At 67.3% G+C, this 19215-nt stretch carries 14 protein-coding genes and 1 pseudogene; 14 read left to right on the top strand and 1 reads right to left on the bottom strand.

The window, feature by feature from the left end; translation table 11 throughout:
* From ACLP25_RS14240 to hypE, 6 genes are all read left to right on the top strand, one after another.
* Window positions 1-980: GumC family protein (locus tag ACLP25_RS14240; protein ID WP_442469839.1), on the top strand; the 980-nt coding region annotated here is incomplete at its 5' end.
* Between the two features lie 361 nt (window positions 981-1341).
* Window positions 1342-2229: a hydrogenase nickel incorporation protein HypB gene (gene hypB / locus ACLP25_RS14235; protein ID WP_442469838.1), complete on the top strand. Its 888-nt coding sequence runs from the start codon at window positions 1342-1344 to the stop codon at window positions 2227-2229.
* A 5-nt stretch (window positions 2230-2234) separates the two neighbouring features.
* Entirely contained in the window at window positions 2235-4502 is a 2268-nt protein-coding gene (gene hypF / locus ACLP25_RS14230) for a carbamoyltransferase HypF (RefSeq protein ID WP_442469837.1), read from the top strand.
* A gap of 2 nt (window positions 4503-4504) precedes the next feature.
* Window positions 4505-4726, top strand: a complete 222-nt coding sequence (locus ACLP25_RS14225) for a HypC/HybG/HupF family hydrogenase formation chaperone (protein ID WP_442469836.1) — start codon at window positions 4505-4507, stop codon at window positions 4724-4726.
* A gap of 13 nt (window positions 4727-4739) precedes the next feature.
* A complete protein-coding gene (gene hypD / locus ACLP25_RS14220) occupies window positions 4740-5894 on the top strand; it encodes a hydrogenase formation protein HypD (RefSeq protein WP_442469835.1) in 1155 nt (384 codons plus the stop codon).
* Complete coding sequence (gene hypE / locus ACLP25_RS14215) at window positions 5891-6940, top strand: hydrogenase expression/formation protein HypE (RefSeq protein ID WP_442469834.1); 1050 nt, start codon at window positions 5891-5893, stop codon at window positions 6938-6940. Before hypD ends, hypE begins: the two co-directional genes overlap by 4 nt.
* A gap of 82 nt (window positions 6941-7022) precedes the next feature.
* Here hypE and ACLP25_RS14210 read toward each other — a convergent pair whose 3' ends face one another.
* Entirely contained in the window at window positions 7023-7982 is a 960-nt protein-coding gene (locus ACLP25_RS14210) for an EpsD family peptidyl-prolyl cis-trans isomerase (protein ID WP_442469833.1), read from the bottom strand.
* A gap of 477 nt (window positions 7983-8459) precedes the next feature.
* Between ACLP25_RS14210 and ACLP25_RS14205 the strand changes: the two are divergent.
* The 8 genes and pseudogenes from ACLP25_RS14205 to urtB all read left to right on the top strand — a co-directional run.
* Window positions 8460-8534: pseudogene (locus ACLP25_RS14205) on the top strand (potassium-transporting ATPase subunit F); the annotation flags it as partial.
* A gap of 13 nt (window positions 8535-8547) precedes the next feature.
* Window positions 8548-10257 carry a potassium-transporting ATPase subunit KdpA gene (gene kdpA / locus ACLP25_RS14200; RefSeq protein WP_442469832.1) on the top strand — a complete coding sequence of 570 codons (1710 nt, stop codon included), beginning with the start codon at window positions 8548-8550 and terminating at the stop codon, window positions 10255-10257.
* Between the two features lie 20 nt (window positions 10258-10277).
* A complete protein-coding gene (gene kdpB, locus ACLP25_RS14195; RefSeq protein ID WP_442469840.1) occupies window positions 10278-12335 on the top strand; it encodes a potassium-transporting ATPase subunit KdpB in 2058 nt (685 codons plus the stop codon).
* 14 nt (window positions 12336-12349) lie between these two features.
* Window positions 12350-12955, top strand: coding sequence for a potassium-transporting ATPase subunit KdpC (kdpC, locus tag ACLP25_RS14190; protein ID WP_442469831.1), 606 nt, complete (start codon window positions 12350-12352; stop codon window positions 12953-12955).
* Window positions 12956-12972: 17 nt separating this feature from the next.
* Window positions 12973-15675: a DUF4118 domain-containing protein gene (locus ACLP25_RS14185; RefSeq protein ID WP_442469830.1), complete on the top strand. Its 2703-nt coding sequence runs from the start codon at window positions 12973-12975 to the stop codon at window positions 15673-15675.
* Window positions 15672-16367, top strand: coding sequence for a response regulator (locus ACLP25_RS14180; protein WP_442469829.1), 696 nt, complete (start codon window positions 15672-15674; stop codon window positions 16365-16367). The genes ACLP25_RS14185 and ACLP25_RS14180 overlap by 4 nt, the downstream gene beginning before the upstream one ends.
* 185 nt (window positions 16368-16552) lie before the next feature.
* The gene (gene urtA, locus ACLP25_RS14175) at window positions 16553-17851 is read left to right on the top strand and encodes an urea ABC transporter substrate-binding protein (RefSeq protein WP_442469828.1); all 1299 of its coding nucleotides are present in this window, start codon (window positions 16553-16555) and stop codon (window positions 17849-17851) included.
* An 81-nt stretch (window positions 17852-17932) separates the two neighbouring features.
* Window positions 17933-19215: urea ABC transporter permease subunit UrtB (gene urtB / locus ACLP25_RS14170; RefSeq protein ID WP_442469827.1), on the top strand; the 1283-nt coding region annotated here is incomplete at its 3' end.

Here is a 19215-nt window from a genome sequence, read left to right as displayed (position 1 = left end):
ATCCGAACCAGGCCGCGCTGATCGCGAACTCATTCCTGGCGGCGACGATTGACTCCTCGATCGCAATGAAGGCGGCTGCCGGCGAACAGACGGCGCAGTGGTTCACGCCGCAACTGGACGAACTGCGGAAGGAGCTTCAGGCCGCGCGAGCCGCGCTCGAGCAGTTTCAGACGCGGACAAACATTGTTGCGCCGACCATCGGGGGAGATTCGGAGACGACGGCGCTCGGCGCCGTCGCGCAGGATCTGGCCAACAACCGCGCCCTGCTGACGTCGCTCCTGAGCCGGCTCCTATCCGGCTCGATGGATCTGGCCAACGATCCGACAGATCCGGACCTGCAGCTGATCAATACGCTCAAAGAAAAGGTCTCCAGCGCACAGGCCGAGATCGAGGGCGTCAAGAACACGCTCGGCGTCAACAACCCGAAAATGGTTTCGGCGTCGGCGAACCTGACCCAGTTGCGCAAGCAACTCGCCGACGCCACGGAAAAGGCGAGAGAGCATTTAAAGGAGAAGATCGCGACCACGCAGAGCCAGATCGCGTCACTTGAGGTTGCTCAGGCGGAGGCCCAGAAGAATCTGATCGCGGTGCAGGCCCAGCGCGACCGTCTTGGCGATCTGCAACGCGACGTCGCCTTCAAGTCCGACGAATTGAACGCGCGCGAGCGGGCTGCGGCGACGGCGAAGCTTCAGAGCAAGCTGACCTTCGCCGACATCGCGGTGCTCGACAAGGCCTCAGCGCCCATCAACCCAGCGTTTCCCAAGCCGATGATCGTCATACCCGGGGCAATCGCCGGCGGGCTGGCGCTCGGGATGATCCTCGCGCTCATCGCCGAGGCGACGGACCGCCGCATTCGCTGCCCGGGTGATTTCGGAACGGCGACGTCGGCGCCGATGCTTGGCGTGATCGAGGCCTCGACGCGCGGTAGGCGACGTCTCGGCGGAGGCCGTCGCGGGGCCGTTTTGGCGCCCGCGAGCTGATCCTCGGGCGGATCGGATCGCGAACGCCGCCGGCCGGGCGCCGGCGCGTGGCTCCGGGTCCCGCATGCGCCGGGCCCCGAGGGGGAACGCATGGATCGGACAGGAACGGTCTCGCGGCCCCTGGGCCGCCCGTCGAACTCAGTTCGCCAGGCTGAACGCGCAGCGACGAGGGATAGACCGGCGTCGAGCGCCCCGGCGCGTCCTCACAGGCTGAGACGAAGCGACGCACGGGTGTGGGGCGAGCCACGCTCTGGAGGGCGATGGAAAGCTCATGCCCGCCCCTATATGAATGATCGGGTTCGATGACGGCCGCCGAAACCGCCGAAAGCGGGTCGGCGGCGTATGATAAGGAGATCGCCCGATGTGCGGCGTTTGCGGGTGCGGTCAGGCGGCGGTCGTTGTCGAAAAGGGGCAGGCCTGCGACGCCGGTCGCGAGCAGGGCGACTTGCACGATCACGGCGACGGCGCGGGCCCGCACGTCCACCCGCAAGCGCGTCACGATCATGATCCTTCGGGCCGCGGCCTTAACTATGACCGCGCGCACGACGGGACCGACGCGCCCGGCGCAAACGCCGAGCGGATGATCAAGATCGAGCAGGACATTCTGGCGAAGAACGACGCCTTCGCCCGCGAGAACCGCCGCACGTTCTCGGCCCGGCGGCTGTTCACCCTGAATGTCGTCTCGAGCCCCGGTTCGGGGAAGACGAGCCTGCTCGTCAAGGCGATCGAGGCGCTCAAGGGCCGTCTCAAGGTCGCGGTGATCGAAGGCGATCAGCAGACGTCGAACGACGCGGAGCGCATCCGGGCTACCGGCGCGCCGGCGATCCAGATCAACACCGGCAAGGGCTGCCACCTCGATGCGCACATGGTCGGCCACGCCATCGAGACGCTCCGTCCAGAGGACGGCTCGGCCCTGTTCATTGAGAATGTCGGCAACCTCGTCTGCCCGGCCGCCTTCGACCTCGGCGAGGCGCGGCGCGTCGTCGTCCTCTCGGTCACGGAGGGCGAAGACAAGCCGCTCAAATATCCGGACATGTTCGCCTCGGCCGACCTGATGCTGCTCAACAAGGCCGATCTTTTGCCCCATCTCGACTTCGACGTCGGCCTGTGTCTCGCCAACGCGCTCAGGATCAATCCGAACCTGCAGACGCTCACGGTCTCGGCGCGGACGGGCGAAGGCGTCGCGGCTTTCGTGGCCTGGATCGAGGCGAACGCCGCTCGCCACGCCGCCGCCATGGCGAAGGCCTGAGCCTCGTGGCGGCGCCGGCGCGACGAGCGAGCGGCCGGCGCCTTCGTCTGCGCGTGCGCGGGGCCGTGCAGGGCGTCGGCTTCCGGCCTTTCGCCTATGGCCTTGCGGCGCGGCTTTCCCTCAGCGGCTTCGTACGCAACGACGGCGAGGGGGTGCTGATCGAGGTCGAAGGGCGGTCTCCCGAGACGTTCCTGGCCGAACTCAACACGGCCCCGCCGCCGCTCGCCCGCATCGATGCGATCGAGGTCGCCGCGATCGCCCCCGTGGGCGGCGCCGGCTTCGCTATCGATGCGACCCGCCAGGGTCGATCGACCACGCGCATCGGCGCGGACGCCGCGGTCTGCGAGGACTGTCTCGAGGAACTCTTCGATCCGGCGAGCCGCTTCTTCGGCTATCCACTGATCAACTGCACCCATTGCGGGCCGCGCTACACGCTGACTCGCGCCCTGCCTTACGACCGGGCGCAGACCTCGATGGCGCCCTTCCCGATGTGCCCGGATTGCGCGCGCGACTACGCCGATCCGGCGAACCGGCGTTTCCACGCCGAACCGATCGCCTGCCCGCGCTGCGGCCCGAAGCTCAACCAGCCGATCGCCGAGGTCGCCGAAGCCCTGCGGGAAGGCCGCATCGTCGCGCTGAAGGGACTCGGCGGCTTTCACCTTCTGTGCGACGCGTGCGACGAGGACGTGGTGGCGACGCTGCGCCGGCGCAAGGCGCGCGACTTGAAGCCTTTCGCGGTGATGGTCGCGAATCTCGCCAGCGCCGAACGTCTGGCGGAGATCGGGCCGGCCGAACGCGCGGCGCTATCGCATCGATCGCGGCCGATTGTGCTGGCGCGGAGCCGCGGACGTCTCGCGCCGAGCGTCGCCCCGAACCTGCGCGACCTCGGCGTCATGCTCGCCTATACCCCGCTGCATTGGCTCATTCTGCACGCCCTCGCCGGATCGCCCGGCTTCCGGTCGTGGCGCGACGCGCCGAACGACGTCGCGCTCATCGCGACCAGCGCCAATCTCGGCGGCGAGCCGCTCGTGGCGACCGACGAGGACGCGGAGACGCGGCTCGCCGGCGTCGCCGATCTCATCGTGACGCACGAGCGGGCGATCGTGGTCAGGGCCGACGATTCGGTCGTGCGCGTTCTCGACGGCGCGCCCGCCTATCTGAGGCGCGCGCGCGGTTTCGCACCCGATCCGATCGACCTCGGCGAGGATGGCCCATGCGTCATCGCCGCCGGCGCAGATCTCAAGAACACCATCACCGTCACCCGCGGCCGCGAGGCCTTCGTCTCGCAGCACATCGGCGATCTCGACGATCGCGAGACGATCCGGTTCCGTGAAGAGACCATCCGGCACCTGATCTCGATCCTCGACGTTCAGCCGGAATGCGCGGTCTCAGACCTTCATCCCGATTTCGTTTCGACCCGCTCCGCGGAGGCTTCGGGCCTGCCGGTCGTCGCGGTCCAGCATCATGTCGCCCATGTCGCCGCGGTCGCGGCGGAAAAACGCTGGAGCGGGCCGGTCCTCGGCGTCGCGCTCGACGGGCAGGGCTTCGGTGCGGACGGCGCGCCCTGGGGCGGCGAGCTCATCGTCCTCGACGGCGCGCGCTGGGAGCGAGCCGGCTCGCTCGAACCGCTCACCCTGCCGGGCGGCGACAAGGCGGCGCGCGAACCCTGGCGCATGGGGGTGGCGATGCTTGATCGGCTCGGGCGGCTCGACGACGCCGGACGCCTGTTTTCCGCCTCGCCCAGCGCCCTGCGGCTCGCCGAGGCGCTCAGGCGCGGCGCGCGCTTCGCCCGGACGACCAGCCTCGGCCGACTGTTCGACGCCGCGGCGGCCCTCGCCGGCGTTTGCCTCGTCCAGCATTACGAGGGACAGGCGGCGATGGAGCTGGAGGCGCTGGTCGATACCCCGCGCGTCGTCTTAGGAGGCTGGTCCATCGCCGAGGGGCGCCTTGACCTCGCCCCGATGATGGCGTCGATGCTCGACGAACGGCTCGCGGGACGCGAGGCGGCCGAGGCGTTCCACGGAACGCTGATCGCTGCGCTCGCCGAGTGGATCGTCGCGGAGGCTGGACGGCGCTGCCTTCAGCGCGTGGCGCTCGGCGGCGGCTGCCTGATGAACCGCGTGCTGGCCGACGGCCTTGTCGCGCGCTTGCGCGCGGAGGGCCTCGACCCGGCGCTGCCGCGGGAGGTCCCCGCCAACGACGGCGGCGTTTCGTTCGGACAGGCCGCGTTTGCGCGCTCCCTCGCGCGCGCCGGCGGCTCATGGGAGGAATGACGATGTGCCTGGCGATCCCCGTTGAAGTGCGCGAAGTGCTGCCGGACGACATGGCCAAAATCAGTCTCGATGGCGTGATCAAGGTCATCTCGACGGCGCTGATCGAGGACGTCAAGGTCGGCGACTACGTGGTGCTGCATGTGGGCTACGCGCTCGCCAAGATCGATCCGGAAGAAGCGCAAAAGACGCTCGAACTCCTGAACGCCGTGGGAATCGGCGCGTGAAGGGAGCGCGCCCATGAAATACGTCGACGAATACCGCGACGGCGCGCTCGCCCGCTCGATCGCGGCCGGGATCGCACGCGAGGCGAACCCCAATCGGACCTATCGCCTGATGGAGTTCTGCGGCGGCCATACGCACGCCATTTCCCGCTACGGGCTCGAAGACCTCCTGCCGGTGAACGTGCGGCTGATCCATGGGCCGGGCTGTCCGGTCTGCGTCCTGCCGATGGCGCGGGTCGACATGGCGATCGCGTGCTCGCGGCTGCCGGAGGTGACGCTCGCCGCCTACGGCGACCTGATGCGGGTGCCCGGCTCGGGTGGTTCGAGCCTTCTAAAGGCAAAGGCGGAAGGCGCCGACATCCGCATGGTCTATTCGACGCTGGACGCGATCCGCATCGCCGAGGCGGAGCCCGGCCGGGAGGTCGTCTTTTTCGCCATTGGCTTCGAGACGACGATGCCGCCGACCGCGCTCGCCATCCGGTCGGCTGAGAAGAAAGGCCTCAAGAACTTCTCCATCCTCTGCAACCACGTGATGACGCCGCCGGCGATGCGCGCGATCCTCGACGGCGCCAGCGAAGGCGACGCAACGCCCGTCCTGATCGAGGGCTTCATCGGGCCGGCGCATGTCAGCACTGTGATCGGCACGCATCCTTATGAGCCTTTCGCCCGCGACGACCGCAAGCCGGTCGTGATCGCCGGCTTCGAGCCGCTCGACGTGGCGCAGGCGATCCTCATGCTGGTCCGGCAGATCAACGAAGGCCGCGCCGAGGTGGAGAACCAGTACATTCGCGCCGTGACGCCCTCGGGCAACCTCAAGGCTCAGGCGGAGGTCGCCGCCGTGTTCGAGACGCGAGAGTCGTTCGAGTGGCGCGGGCTCGGCTTCTTGCCGAGGAGCGCGCTGAAGCTCAGGCCCGAGTTCGCGGCTTATGACGCCGAGCTGCGCTTCGGCCTCGCCGAGGCGCTGGCGAAGGACAACCCCGCCTGCGAGTGCGGCACAATTCTGCGCGGCGCGAAGGCGCCGCGCGCCTGCAAGCTGTTCGGGACGGTCTGCACGCCCGACACGCCGATGGGCTCCTGCATGGTTTCGCCGGAGGGCGCCTGCGCGGCGCACTGGACCTACGGCCGGTTCCGCGAGAGGGCGCGGGCCGACCGGCGGAAGGAAGTCGCGTGAATCCGGAGAAGCCCGTCCGGCGCAAGCTCGATTTGAAGCACGGCCGGGTCGATCTGTCGCACGGCGCCGGCGGCCGGGCGATGGGGCAGCTCATCGAGGACATCTTTCTTGCCGCGTTCGACAACGCCTGGCTCCGCGCCGGCAACGATCAGGCCGCCTTCGACGTCGCGGCCGGGCGCATGGTCATGACGACCGACGCCTATGTCGTCTCCCCGATTTTTTTCCCCGGCGGCGATATCGGCGCGCTGGCGGTCAACGGCACGATCAACGACATTGCGATGGCGGGCGCGCGCCCGCTCTATCTGTCGGCGAGCTTCATCATCGAGGAGGGGTTTCCACTCGCCGACCTCAAACGGGTCGCAACCAGCATGGGCGAGGCTTCGCGGGCGGCGGGCGTTCCGATCGTCACCGGCGACACCAAAGTCGTCGAGCGCGGCAAGGCGGACAAGGTGTTCGTGTCGACCGCGGGCGTCGGCGTCGCCCCGTCGGGGCTCGTCCTCACGAGCGACGCCGCCCGGCCGGGCGACGTCGCGATCGTCTCGGGAACGATCGGGGACCACGGCGTGGCCGTCATGTCGAAGCGGGAAAATCTCGAATTCGAGACGGAGATTTTGTCGGACACGGCCGCCCTGCATGGTCTCGTCGCGGACATGATGGCGGCGGCCGGGCCCGGCCTGCGCGTCATGCGCGATCCGACCCGCGGCGGCCTCGCGGCGACGCTCAACGAGCTCGCCCATCAGTCCGGCGTCGGTTTTTCCATCGAGGAAGACGCGATCCCGGTGCGCGCCGAGGTCGTCGCGGCCTGCGAGTTCCTGGGCCTCGACCCGCTGAACGTGGCCAACGAAGGCAAGCTCGTCGCGATCGTCGCGCCGGAATACGCGGGAGTCCTGCTCGCCGCGATGAAAGCGCACCCGCTCGGCGCGCAATCGTCGGTGATCGGCCGGGCGGTGGAGGACGCCAATCGCTTCGTGGAAATGCGCACCGCCTTCGGCGGGGGGCGGATCGTCGACTGGCTTGCTGGCGAGCAACTTCCCAGAATCTGCTGACTTTCGGGACCTTACCCCATTTTCGGAAGGGCGCGCCGCCGGCTGATCGGGCGGCGCGGCGCGCGTCCCCCCCTTCTGCGGCTCAGTCCTTCTTCTGCTCTTCGCCGGGCTTCTCGACGGTCGGCGTCTCGGCGGGGGAGGCTTCGCCGCCTGCGGCCGGCGCGGCCGGTGTCGCGGTCGCCATGATGCGCGCGTAGTCGCCCTCGAATTTTGTCGCGGCCAGCGCGGCCTTCGACGCATCCTCGCCGGTCCTCTTCGCGATCTCGTTCGCCAACTCCCGCTTGCCGAGATTCTGGGCGTCGTCGCCGGTCAGCGGTTTGTCCTCGACCGAAGTCACTTTGAAGAAGCTCGCATTGTTTCGCGAGCGAATGAAAAAGACGTCGTCGGGCTTTCTGGCTTGCAGCGCACCCAGCATCTGGGCGGGCATCGTTGCGCTGTCCAGGGCGCCGGGGCCGCGACTGTACTTCATGCCAAGCTCATTCAGCTTCGCTTCGACCTGATCGATTGTCTTGAAGTCCTTGGTGGCGGCGGAAAGCGCCTCCATGTCTTTGACCGGCGGGAACGAAACCTGCTCGATGTTGTAGACTTGGCGCTTGCCGAACTGGTCGGGGTGCCCCTGGATGTAGTTGTCGATCTCGTTCTTCGCGATGCCGGTGACCTTCGTGCCGAGATCGCGCTGGACGTAAGCGCCGGCCAGGATCTGCTCCCGGGACCGCAACAGGTCGAGGTGCACGGTCGGCTCGCGGTCGAGTTTGGCGGCGATCGCCTGCTGGACGAGATACTTTCTCTCAACGATGCGGCTCAAAATGGCCTTGATCACATCGTCGCTGCGCTTGTCCGCAGGAACGTTGGCGAGACGGAACTCGTTGTCCAGTTCCTGCTGCGTAATATCGTCAGGACCCACGTGGGCGATGACCTGTCCGACGACCGCCGAGGACTCCTCCTTCTTCCCGCATCCGGAGAGCGCGACCGCGCCAATCAAGGCCAAGGCCACGGCGGCGATCCGCCACCCCCCATGCGTAAGTCGCGAAACCTGCAACAAGGCTCTTCTCCCAAGTTGATGCGACCGCGTGCTTTTCGCACGAGCGGCCGGCCCGAACGGAAAACCTCAAGCGTCGTTCGAGCGTCGTCCTCGAACTCCGCCATCATGGCGATTTTACGCGATAGCCCCTCGCCCGCCTCAGCGCGGCGTCAGAATTCCGCTCATCGCGGACCTTTCCGCGCGAACGCTATAAGGCGGTTCGGCCCGTTTTGCTAATCGCAGAATCTTTGAGCGAATGAAAATCCGTCGGCCCCTCCGCCCGCTTCGCCTCGCCCCATTAACAGGGCAGGGCGGCTTTATGAAATCCTTACATCCGCCGACGCCAATCGCGATCGAAAACTTACTCCCACGCCGGTACGAGGCCGCTTATCAGGGAGGCGGTCATGCTCGATGTCGTATTTGTCGTGCTCGGATTCGCGCTCATCGGACTGATGGGCCTCTACGCCGCGGGCTTGCGGCAGCTTTAGGAGCGACACGATGACCGAACCGATCATCGGGCTGGCGGTGGCCGTCCTGCTGGGCTTGTACCTGCTTTACACTCTGATCCGCCCCGAAAAATCTCGCGATGTCGCTTGCCGGCTGGTCGCAAATCGTACTGGCGCTCGCCCTCGTTGTGGCGTGCTCCGTGCCGCTCAGCGCATACGTCGCTCGGATTTTCGCGGGCGAGAAGACTCTCCTCAGCCCTGTCCTCGCGCCAGTCGAGCGGGGATTCTATCGGCTCGCCGGCGTCGATCCGAGCCGCGAGCAGGACTGGTTCGGCTATACCCTTGCGATGGTGGTCTTCTCGATCGCAGGGTTCCTGTCGCTCTACGCGCTCCAGAGGCTGCAGAACGTCCTGCCCCTGAACCCGAGAGGCTTCGACGCGGTCGCGCCGGACCTTGCCTTCAACACCTCGACCAGCTTCATCACCAACACGAACTGGCAGAACTACGCCGGCGAGACGACGATGAGCCATCTGACCCAGATGCTCGGCCTCACCGTGCACAACTTCCTCTCCGCCGCCACGGGTTTGGCGATGGCGTTCGCGCTCGCGCGCGGGTTCGTGCGGTCCTCGGCGCAGACGGTCGGCAACTTCTGGGTCGACGTCACGAGGATCACCCTTTACATCCTCTTGCCGATTTCTCTCGTGCTCGCCTTCGCCCTCGTGGCGCTCGGCGTCCCGCAGACGCTTCAGGGCGCAATCGACGCGACCACGCTCGAAGGCGCGAAGCAGACGATCTCGATCGGGCCGGTCGCGAGCCAGGAGATCATCAAGGAGCTCGGCACCAACGGCGGCGGCTTCTTCAACGTCAATTCGGCGCATCCGTTCGAGAACCCCAACGCCTGGACGAATCTCATCGAGATCTGGGCGATTTTGATCGTTCCCACGGCGTCCGTGCTCGCCTTCGGCCGCATCGTCGGCAACTTCCGCCAGGGCCGTGCGATCCTCGCGGCGATGGCCGTGTTCCTCGTGCTCGGGATCGCGGTCGTCTATTGGGCCGAGGGCGCCGGCAACCCGATCGTGACCTCTCTCGGCGTCGATCCCTCGCTCGGCAATTTCGAGGGCAAGGAAGTCCGTTTCGGCCAGGCGGCGTCGGCGCTGTTCACGTCGGCGACGAGCGGCACCAGTACCGGCGCGGTCAACTCCATGTTCGACTCTTTCACGCCGCTCGGCGGTCTCGTGCCGATGTTCAACCTGCTCGCCGGCTGCATCTGGCCGGGCGGCGTCGGCTCGGGGCTCTACGGCTTCCTTGTCGTCGCCATTATCGCCGTGTTCGTCGCGGGTCTCATGGTCGGCCGCACGCCGGAATATCTCGGCAAGAAGATCGAGGTCCGCGAGATGAAGCTCGCGATGCTGGCGGTGCTCGTCTATCCGCTGGTCGTTCTCGGATTCGCCGGAGCGTCGGTGCTGCTGCAGACCGCGCTCGACAGCCTCGGCAACACCGGCCCGCACGGCCTTTCCGAGATTCTCTACGCCTACGCCTCGACCAACGCCAACAACGGCTCGGCCTTCGCCGGCCTGAACGGAAACACACTCTGGTTCAACACGACGCTCGGCCTCGCCATGCTGCTCGGGCGCTTCGCCTATGTGATCCCTGTGCTGGCGCTCGCAGGCTCGCTCGCAGCGAAGAAGAAGATCCCGGCCTCGGCCGGCACCTTCCCGACCGACGGCCCGTTGTTCGTCGGCCTGCTCGTCGGCGTCATCGTCATTCTCTACCTGCTGCAGTATTTCCCGGCCCTGTCGCTCGGGCCCGTCGTCGAGCACTATCTGATGCTCGCCGGCAAGACGTACTGACCGGAAAGGCGTGGGTCCCCATGTCGTCGCATAAACCTCAACCGCAGAGCTTGTTGGACACGCGGATCATCAGCGCCGCGGCGATCGACGCCGTGCGCAAGCTCGATCCGCGGGCTCTCGCCAAAAATCCCGTCATCTTCGTGACCGAGGTCGTGTCCGCGGTCGTCACGGTCCTCTTCGTGCGCGATCTCTTCACCCACGACGGGCAGGCCTGGTTCTCCGGGCAGATCGCGGCCTGGCTGTGGTTCACGGTCCTGTTCGCCAATTTCGCGGAGGCGGTGGCCGAGGGGCGCGGCAAGGCGCAGGCGGACACGCTGCGCAAGACGCGCACCGACACCCCGGCCAAGCGCTACGCCGACCCCGGCAGTCTCGGCGGCCCCCTTCAGGTTGTGAACGCGCAGGACCTCAAGCTCCACGATGTGGTCCTGGTCGAAGCTGGCGAGATCATTCCCGGCGACGGCGAGATCCTCGAGGGCGTCGCCTCGGTCAACGAATCGGCGATCACTGGCGAATCCGCGCCGGTGATCCGCGAGGCCGGCGGCGACCGGTCGGCGGTGACGGGCGGCACGACGGTGCTGTCCGACTACATTAAGGTGAAGATTACCGCGGCGCCGGGCTCGACCTTCATCGACCGCATGATCGCCCTCGTCGAAGGCGCGGAGCGGCAGAAGACGCCGAACGAGCTGGCGTTGTCGATCCTCCTCTCCGGGCTGACCCTGATCTTCCTGATCGTCTGCGTGACGCTCTGGCCGATCGCCAAATATTCCGGGACGGAGCTGTCGGCGACCGTTCTGATCGCGCTCTTGGTCTGCCTCATTCCGACCACCATCGGCGGCCTTCTGTCCGCCATCGGCATCGCCGGCATGGACCGGCTGATCCGCTTCAACGTGATCGCCACGTCGGGACGCGCCGTCGAGGCGGCGGGCGACGTCGACACGCTGCTGCTCGACAAGACGGGCACGATCACCTTCGGCAACCGCATGGCGACCGAGTTCTTGCCGGTTGCCGGCGTCCAGACCGACGCCCTCGCCGAAGCCGCGCTGGCGTCCAGCCTCGCTGACGAGACGCCGGAAGGCCGCTCGATCGTGGCGCTCGCCAAGGGCGAATACGGCCTGCCGGATCCCGACCTCGATCCCGCGGAAACCAAAGTCGTGCCCTTCGCCGCCCAGACCCGAATTTCGGGCGTCGACGTCGGAACCCGCTCGATCCGCAAGGGCGCGATCGATTCGATCCTGCGCTATGTGAAGACGGCGATCGAGAAGACTCCGCCCGAGTTCCGCCAGGCGGTGGAACGGGTCGCGATGTCGGGCGGCACGCCGCTCGCGGTGGCCGACGGCGGCAGGCTGCTCGGCGTCATCCATCTCAAGGACATCGTGAAGCCCGGCATCAAGGAGCGCTTCGCCGCGCTGCGCAACATGGGGATCCGCACCGTCATGGTGACCGGCGACAACCCCGTCACCGCCGCAGCGATCGCTTCGGAGGCGGGCGTCGACGACTTCCTCGCCGAGGCGACGCCCGAGGACAAGCTCAGCTACATCCGCCAGGAGCAGTTCGGCGGCCGGCTCATAGCCATGTGCGGCGACGGCACCAACGACGCCCCCGCGCTGGCGCAGGCGGACGTCGGCGTCGCCATGCAGACCGGCACTCAGGCGGCGCGCGAGGCCGGCAACATGGTCGATCTCGACTCCAATCCGACCAAGCTCATCGAGATCGTCGAGATCGGCAAGCAGCTTTTGATGACCCGCGGCTCGCTGACGACCTTCTCCATCGCCAACGACGTCGCCAAATACTTCGCCATTTTGCCGGCGCTGTTCCTGGCGACCTATCCCGAGCTCGGCGCCTTGAACGTGATGCGGCTCGCCTCGCCCCAGTCGGCGATCCTGTCGGCGGTCATCTTCAATGCGCTCATCATCATCGCGCTGATTCCGCTGGCGCTGAAGGGCGTCGCCTACCGTCCGGTGGGCGCCGCCGCGCTGCTCCGGCGCAACCTGCTGGTCTATGGCCTCGGCGGGCTGATCCTGCCGTTCATCGGCATCAAGGCGATCGACCTGATCGTCGCCCTCATGCATCTGGCCTGAAAGGGGACGACCCCATGCTTCAACACATCCGTCCCGCGGTCGTGCTGCTCGTCCTGTTCTCGGCGCTGACCGGACTCGTCTATCCGCTCGTCGTCACCGGGGTCGCGCAGTTCGCGCTCCCGCGCCAGGCGAACGGCAGCCTGATCGAGAAAAACGGCGTCGTCGTCGGCTCGGCCCTGATCGGTCAGAACTTCAAGACCGACCGTTACTTCCACCCGCGACCCTCGGCCACGACCGACACGGACCCGAACGACTCGACCAAGACGATCGACGCCCCGTACAACGCCGCCAATTCGAGCGGCTCCAATCTCGGGCCGACGTCGCAGAAGCTGATCGACCGGGTCAAGGCTTCCGTCGAGGCGTGGCGGGCGAAAGCTGGCTCGGGGCCGGTCCCCGCCGACGCCGTCACCACGTCGGCCTCGGGGCTCGATCCCGACATTTCTCCTCAGAACGCCCTCGCCCAGGTTCCCGCCGTGGCGAAGGCGCGCGGCCTCGACGAAGCCAATGTGCGCGCCCTGGTGGAGACGTCGATCGAGCGGCCGGCATTCGGCTGGATCGGCGAGCCGCATGTCAACGTTTTGCAGCTGAATCTTGCGCTGGATGAGCTAAAGTCGTCCTAAACGAACTGCGGTCCCATATGGCGCAATCCAGCCGACCCGACGACGGACGTCCGGACCCGGACGCGCTCCTGGCGGCGTTCCGACGGGAGACGTCGGGCCGGCTGAAGGTGTTTCTCGGCGCCGCGCCGGGGGTCGGCAAGACCTTCGCGATGCTCTTGGGCGCGCGGCGGGTGAAGGAGGAGGGGGTCGACGTCGTCGTCGGCCTCGTCGAGACGCATGGGCGGGCCGAGACCGGCGCCCTGCTCGAAGGCCTCGAGGTGCTGCCGCGCCGCATCGTCGATTATCGCGGCCGCGCCATCGCCGAATTCGACATCGACGCGGCGCTCGAGCGCAAGCCGAAGCTGATCGTCGTCGACGAACTCGCCCACACCAACGCGCCGGAAAGCCGTCATCCCAAGCGCTGGCAGGACGTGCAGGAGCTGATCGCGGCCGGCATCGACGTCTGGACCGCGCTCAACATCCAGCACCTCGAAAGCCTCGCCGACATCGTTTCGCGCATCACCGGCGTCACCGTGCGCGAGACGGTGCCGGATCGGGTGCTGCAGGAAGCCACCGACGTCGTTCTCGTCGACATCACGCCCGACGAGCTCATCCAGCGCCTTAACGAAGGCAAGGTCTATGTGCCCGAGACGGCGCGGCGGGCGATCCAGAACTTCTTCACCGCGGGCAATCTGACCGCCTTGCGCGAGCTCGCCTTGCGGCGCACCGCGGACCGGGTCGACGACCAGATGGTCGACTACCTGCGGCAGAAGGCGATCGAGGGTCCGTGGGGCAGCTCCGAGCGCCTGCTCGCCTGCGTCGGCGCGGCCGAGTGGTCCGAAAGGGTCGTCCGGCGCGCGGCGCAGCTCGCAACCTCGCTCAACGCCGCCTGGACGGCGGTCTACATCGAGCCGATCGGCAACGTGAACGACGCCAAGCGCGCCGGCCAGCTCGCCAAGACCTTCAGTCTGGCCGAGCGGCTCGGCGGCGAAACGACCCGGCTCCAGGGGAACGACTTCGCCGAGGAAATCCTGCGGCTCGCGCGACGCGAGAACGTGACCCAGATCGTGCTCGGCCAGTCGCGCGCGGGAACGTTGGCGCGCCTTCTCGGCCGCTCGCTGCCGGACGCCGTCATGCGCCGCTCCGGGTCGATCGAAGTCCATATCGTTCCGCACGAGGAGGCGGAGGCGCGCAAGCCGCTTCTGCCGAAACTGTCGTTCAATCCGAGGGGGCTCGGCGGCGAGGTCGCCATGGCGGTCGGCTCGGTCGCCTGCGCGGTGGCGGTCGGGGAGGCGCTGACGGCGGCGCTGAAGCTGCCGAACCTGTCGATGATCTTTCTCGCCGCGGTGCTGTTCACCGGCATGCGCTACGGCACGCGGGCGGCGGTGATCGCCTCGTGCCTGTCTTTCGTCGCCTTCAATTTCTTCTTTATCCCGCCCCTCTACACCTTCTCTGTCGCCCAGCCCCAGGAATTATTCGCTCTGTTGATCTTCCTGGGCGTATCGGTCCTGACCGGGTCGATGACCGGGCGCGTGCGGGACCAGCGCGAAGGCGTGATCAAGAACGCCGACATCACGCGGTCGCTCTATAACTATTCGCGAAAGCTCTCGGGCGCCTCGAGCGCCGACGACGTGCTCTGGGCGGCGGCGGCGCATCTGCACTCCATGTTCGGCGGCCGAATCGTGCTCTTGGTGGCGGAGGGCGACGAACTCAACCTTCGCGCAGCCTGGCCGCCGGACGCGCAGCTCGACGCGACCGCGATGACCGCCGCCCGCTGGGCGCAGCAGAAAAACGAGGCGGCCGGTTGGGGCACCGGCACGCTGCCGAGGGTCGAGTTCCAGTTTCGCCCGCTCGTCGCCGCGCGGGGGCCGATCGCGGTGTGCGGCTTCGAGCCCCACTCGCCCGACCAGCCGATTTCCGGCGACGACGAGCGGGCGCTCGCCTCGATCCTGGACCAGACGGCGATCGCGCTCGACCGCGTCCTGCTTGCGCGCGAGGCGGTCAAGGCCGCGACGATGCAGGAGAACGAGAAGGTGCGCGACGCGCTGCTCGCCTCCCTCTCCCACGACCTGCGCACGCCGCTCTCTGCGATCGCGGGCGCCGCGACGTCGTTGCGCGCGCTCGGAGACAAGATGAAGCCCGAGGAGCGCACGGAACTCCTTACCTCGATCGAGGACGAGACGGCGCGCCTCTCCCGTTTCGTCTCCAACCTGCTGGACATGTCGCGGATCGAGGCGGGCGGGCTCAAGGTCAACCGCGATCTCGTCGCTGTCGCTGACGTCGTTCAGGGGGCGGTCGAGCGCAGCCGTAAGGCGTTCCCCAAGCAGGCGGTCAAGGTCAATCTCGCGCCTGACCTGCCGTATGTCCGGGGCGATGACAAGCTGCTCGAGCAGGTGCTGTTCAATCTGCTCGACAACGCCCACAAATACGCGGCCGACAGCGGCGCGACGATCCACGGGCGGCGGGAGGGCGACGACGTCATTCTCAGCGTCACTGACGAGGGGCCGGGCGTGAAGGCGGCGGACCTAGAGAAAATCTTCGAGAAGTTCTATCGCGGCGGCCGCTCCGACGGACGCAAACCCGGCACCGGCCTTGGCCTGTCGATCTGCAGAGGCCTGATCCAGTCGATGGGCGGAACGATCGTTGCGCAAAGCCCGGCGGTTCGCCGGAAGGGAACGCGCATCGTCATCCGTCTCCCCGCCGCCGAGCCTTCCGCCATCACCGCGAAATCCCCGACATGACCCAGCCGAAAGGTCATCGCGTCCTCGTCGTCGACGACGAGCCGCAGATCCAGCGATTCCTGCATGTCGCCCTGACGGCTGCGGGTTATGAGGTCGTCTCCGCGGAGTCGGGCGCTCAGGCTCTGCGGCTGGCGGTCACCGGCGCGCCGGATGTCATCGTGCTCGACCTCGGCCTGCCCGATCGCGACGGCAAGGAGGTGCTTCGGGATATCCGGGCGTTTTCGCAGACGCCCGTGATCATCCTTTCGGCGCGCGACCGGGAATCGGAGAAGATCGAGGCGCTCGACCTCGGCGCCGACGACTATGTCGAGAAGCCTTTCGGCATTGGCGAACTGACGGCTCGCCTGCGAGCCGCGCTCCGTCACCGGGCGAGCGTGGCGCAACCGGCTGAGCGGATTGAGATCGACGGGGTCATGATGGACTTCGACAAGCGGCTGGTCACCCGCGACGGCGCGCCGGTCAAGCTGACGCCGAAGGAATATGAGCTTCTGGCGATCCTTTTTCGCAATGCGGGACGCGTCGTCACCCATCGCCAGATCCTGACCTCCGTCTGGGGACCTGCGCACACCGAGGATACGCAATATCTGCGCGTCTTCATCGGCCAGCTCAGGGCCAAGATCGAACGCGACCCGACCTCGCCCCGAATCGTCAAGACCGAGCCCGGCGTCGGCTACCGCGCCGCCGAGGCTTGACGCGCCGCCCGGCGCCGGACGCCGGGCGGTGATCAATTCCGCGGCGCCGTCGCCCGACCGTTGGGCGCCGGGCTGAGGGAATCCCCGGTAAAGGCGCTGGCATGCTCGTTGCGTCGCCTTGTCGCGGCTCCTGCGGGGGGAGGCTGCGAACGCCCCGCGATAGGGGCCACCTCACGAGGTCACACATGTCCTTGACAAAACACCTGATTTCGCGTGCGGCGGGCGCGCTTTTGGTCAGCGCGCTGGCGTTCGGCGTCACGGCCGCCCGGGCGGACGACGACACGATAAAGATCGGCATCCTTCATTCGCTGTCCGGGACGATGGCGATCAGCGAGACAACCCTCAAGGACGTCATGCTGATGCTGATCGACGAGCAGAACAAGAAGGGCGGCGTGCTGGGCAAGAAGCTCGAGGCGGTCGTCGTCGATCCGGCGTCCAACTGGCCGCTGTTCGCCGAGAAGGCCAAGGAGCTGATCGAGAAGGATAAGGTCGCGGCCGTTTTCGGCTGCTGGACCTCGGTGTCGCGCAAGTCCGTGCTGCCCGTCTTCAAGGAGGAGGACTCGATCCTCTTCTATCCCGTCCAGTACGAGGGCGAGGAGTCGGAGCGCAACGTCTTCTACACCGGCGCCGCACCCAACCAGCAGGCGATTCCCGCCGTCGACTACCTGATGAGCCCGGACGGCGGCTCGGTGAAGCGCTGGGTGCTGGAAGGAACCGACTACGTCTACCCGCGCACGACCAACAAGATCCTCGAGGCGTACCTGAAGCAGAAGGGTGTTCCGGTCGAGGACATTATGATCAACTACACGCCGTTCGGCTTCTCCGACTGGCAGACGGAAGTGTCGAAGATCAAGGCCTTCGGCTCGGCCGGCAAGAAGACGGCGGTCGTCTCGACCATCAACGGCGACGCCAACGTGCCCTTCTACAAGGAGCTCGGCAACGCTGGCATCAAGGCGACCGACATCCCCGTCGTCGCCTTCTCGGTCGGCGAGGAGGAGCTCGCGGGTCTCGACACCAAGCCGCTCGTCGGTCACCTCGCAGCCTGGAACTACTTCGAGTCGATCGACACCCCGGCGAACAAGGAGTTCATCGACAAGTGGCATGAGTTCACCAAAAAGCCGAACCGGACCACCAACGACCCGATGGAGGCGCATTATATCGGCTTCAACATGTGGGTGAAGGCGGTCGAGAAGGCCGGCACGACCGAACCGGACAAGGTCATCGACGCGATGATCGGCGTGTCGGTGCCGAACCTCACCGGCGGCTACTCGACGATGATGCCCAACCACCACATCACCAAGCCCGTCTACATCGGCGAGATCCAGGGCGACGGGCAGATCAACACGGTGTGGCAGACGCCGGGCACGGTCGTCGCCAACGAATGGTCGCCCTATCTCGAAGGCTCGCGCGACCTGATCGCCGACTGGCGCAAGCCCATGTCCTGCGGCAACTTCAACGTGAAGACCGGCAAGTGCGGCGGCTGACCGGCTGACTTTGAAACGCAGTCCCTCTCCCGCGTCCGGCGCGGGGAGGGCCCTTTGGAACCGAGCCCAAACGAGGCCCGATTGCCCTCCGCCGTTCGCCAAAGCGCACTCGCCTTCGCGCTCGTCGTTCTCACGCTTTTCGGCGGCCTCGCCTTCTCCGGTGCGGCGCGGGCCGATGGCCTCGACGACACCTTGGCGCTGTTCCTCACCGACAAGTTTCCCGACACCCAGAAGGCGATCAACCAACTCGCCGCCGACGCGCCGCCGCAGGCCGCAGCGATCCTCGACGCCCTCGGCGACAACCGCCTGCTGATCGACCCGGCCGATCACATCGTCGCCTACCGCACGGCGGACGGGTCGGTTGTCGACGCCAAGACCGGCGCGCCCGTCGCCAACGCCGGCGCCTTCAAGAAGGTGCGGGTCAACAACGCGCTCCGCGTCGCCGTCGAGGGCGCGACGGGTTCGCTCACCCTCGCCAACCCGGACCCGGAAAGGCGTCTGGCCGCGGCCGTTGACGTGTTCAAGACGCGCGACGCCAAAGCGCTTCCCGCTCTGAAAAGCCAGCTCGCCAAGGAAAGCGACCCGCACGTCGCCGACGCGCTGAGACTCGCGGTCGCGGCGATCGTGGCCACGAGCGATTCCGCCACCTCGGCCGACCGGCTCTCGGCGATCGACACGCTGAAGGCCCGCGGCGACCAGGACGCGCAGAGCCTGATCGATTCGCTCGACCAGAGGGCGACCGACCCCGCGGTCAAGGCGGCCGCCGCATCGGCGCTTTCGACCATCCATACTCATCTCATGTTCTGGGGCGCGGCGCAGGATCTCTGGTACGGCCTCAGCGCTTCGTCCGTGCTGCTCCTCGCCGCCATCGGCCTCGCCATCACCTTCGGCGTGATGGGCGTCATCAACATGGCGCACGGCGAGATGGTGATGCTCGGCGCCTACGCCACCTATTTCGTCCAGCTTGTCCTGCCGCCCTCGCTGCAGAGCTGGTCGCTCGCCTTCGCCATTCCGCTCGCCTTCGTCGTCGCCGCCATTGTCGGCGTCCTGATCGAGCGCCTGATCATCCGCTATCTCTACTCGCGCCCGCTCGAGACGCTGCTCGCCACCTGGGGCGTGTCGCTGATCCTGCAGCAGGCGGTGCGCTCGATCTTCGGCGCCAACAACCGCCAGGTGTCGAACCCGCCGTTCATGTCCGGCGCGCTGCACGTCGGCGGGCTCGAGATCACGACCAACCGGCTCTGGATCATCGTGCTGGCGATCGTGGTCTTCGCCGGCTTGCAGATCGTGCTGCGCGCCACCAGCTTCGGCCTGCAGATGCGCGCCGTCACCCAGAACCGCCGCATGGCGGCGGCGATGGGCAT

This window comes from Roseiarcus sp., assembly GCF_052145395.1.
In the GTDB taxonomy this organism is placed as follows: Bacteria; Pseudomonadota; Alphaproteobacteria; order Rhizobiales; family Beijerinckiaceae; genus Roseiarcus.
Note: the sequence above shows the minus strand (reverse complement) of the source record. Positions and strands in the feature narration are given on the sequence as shown.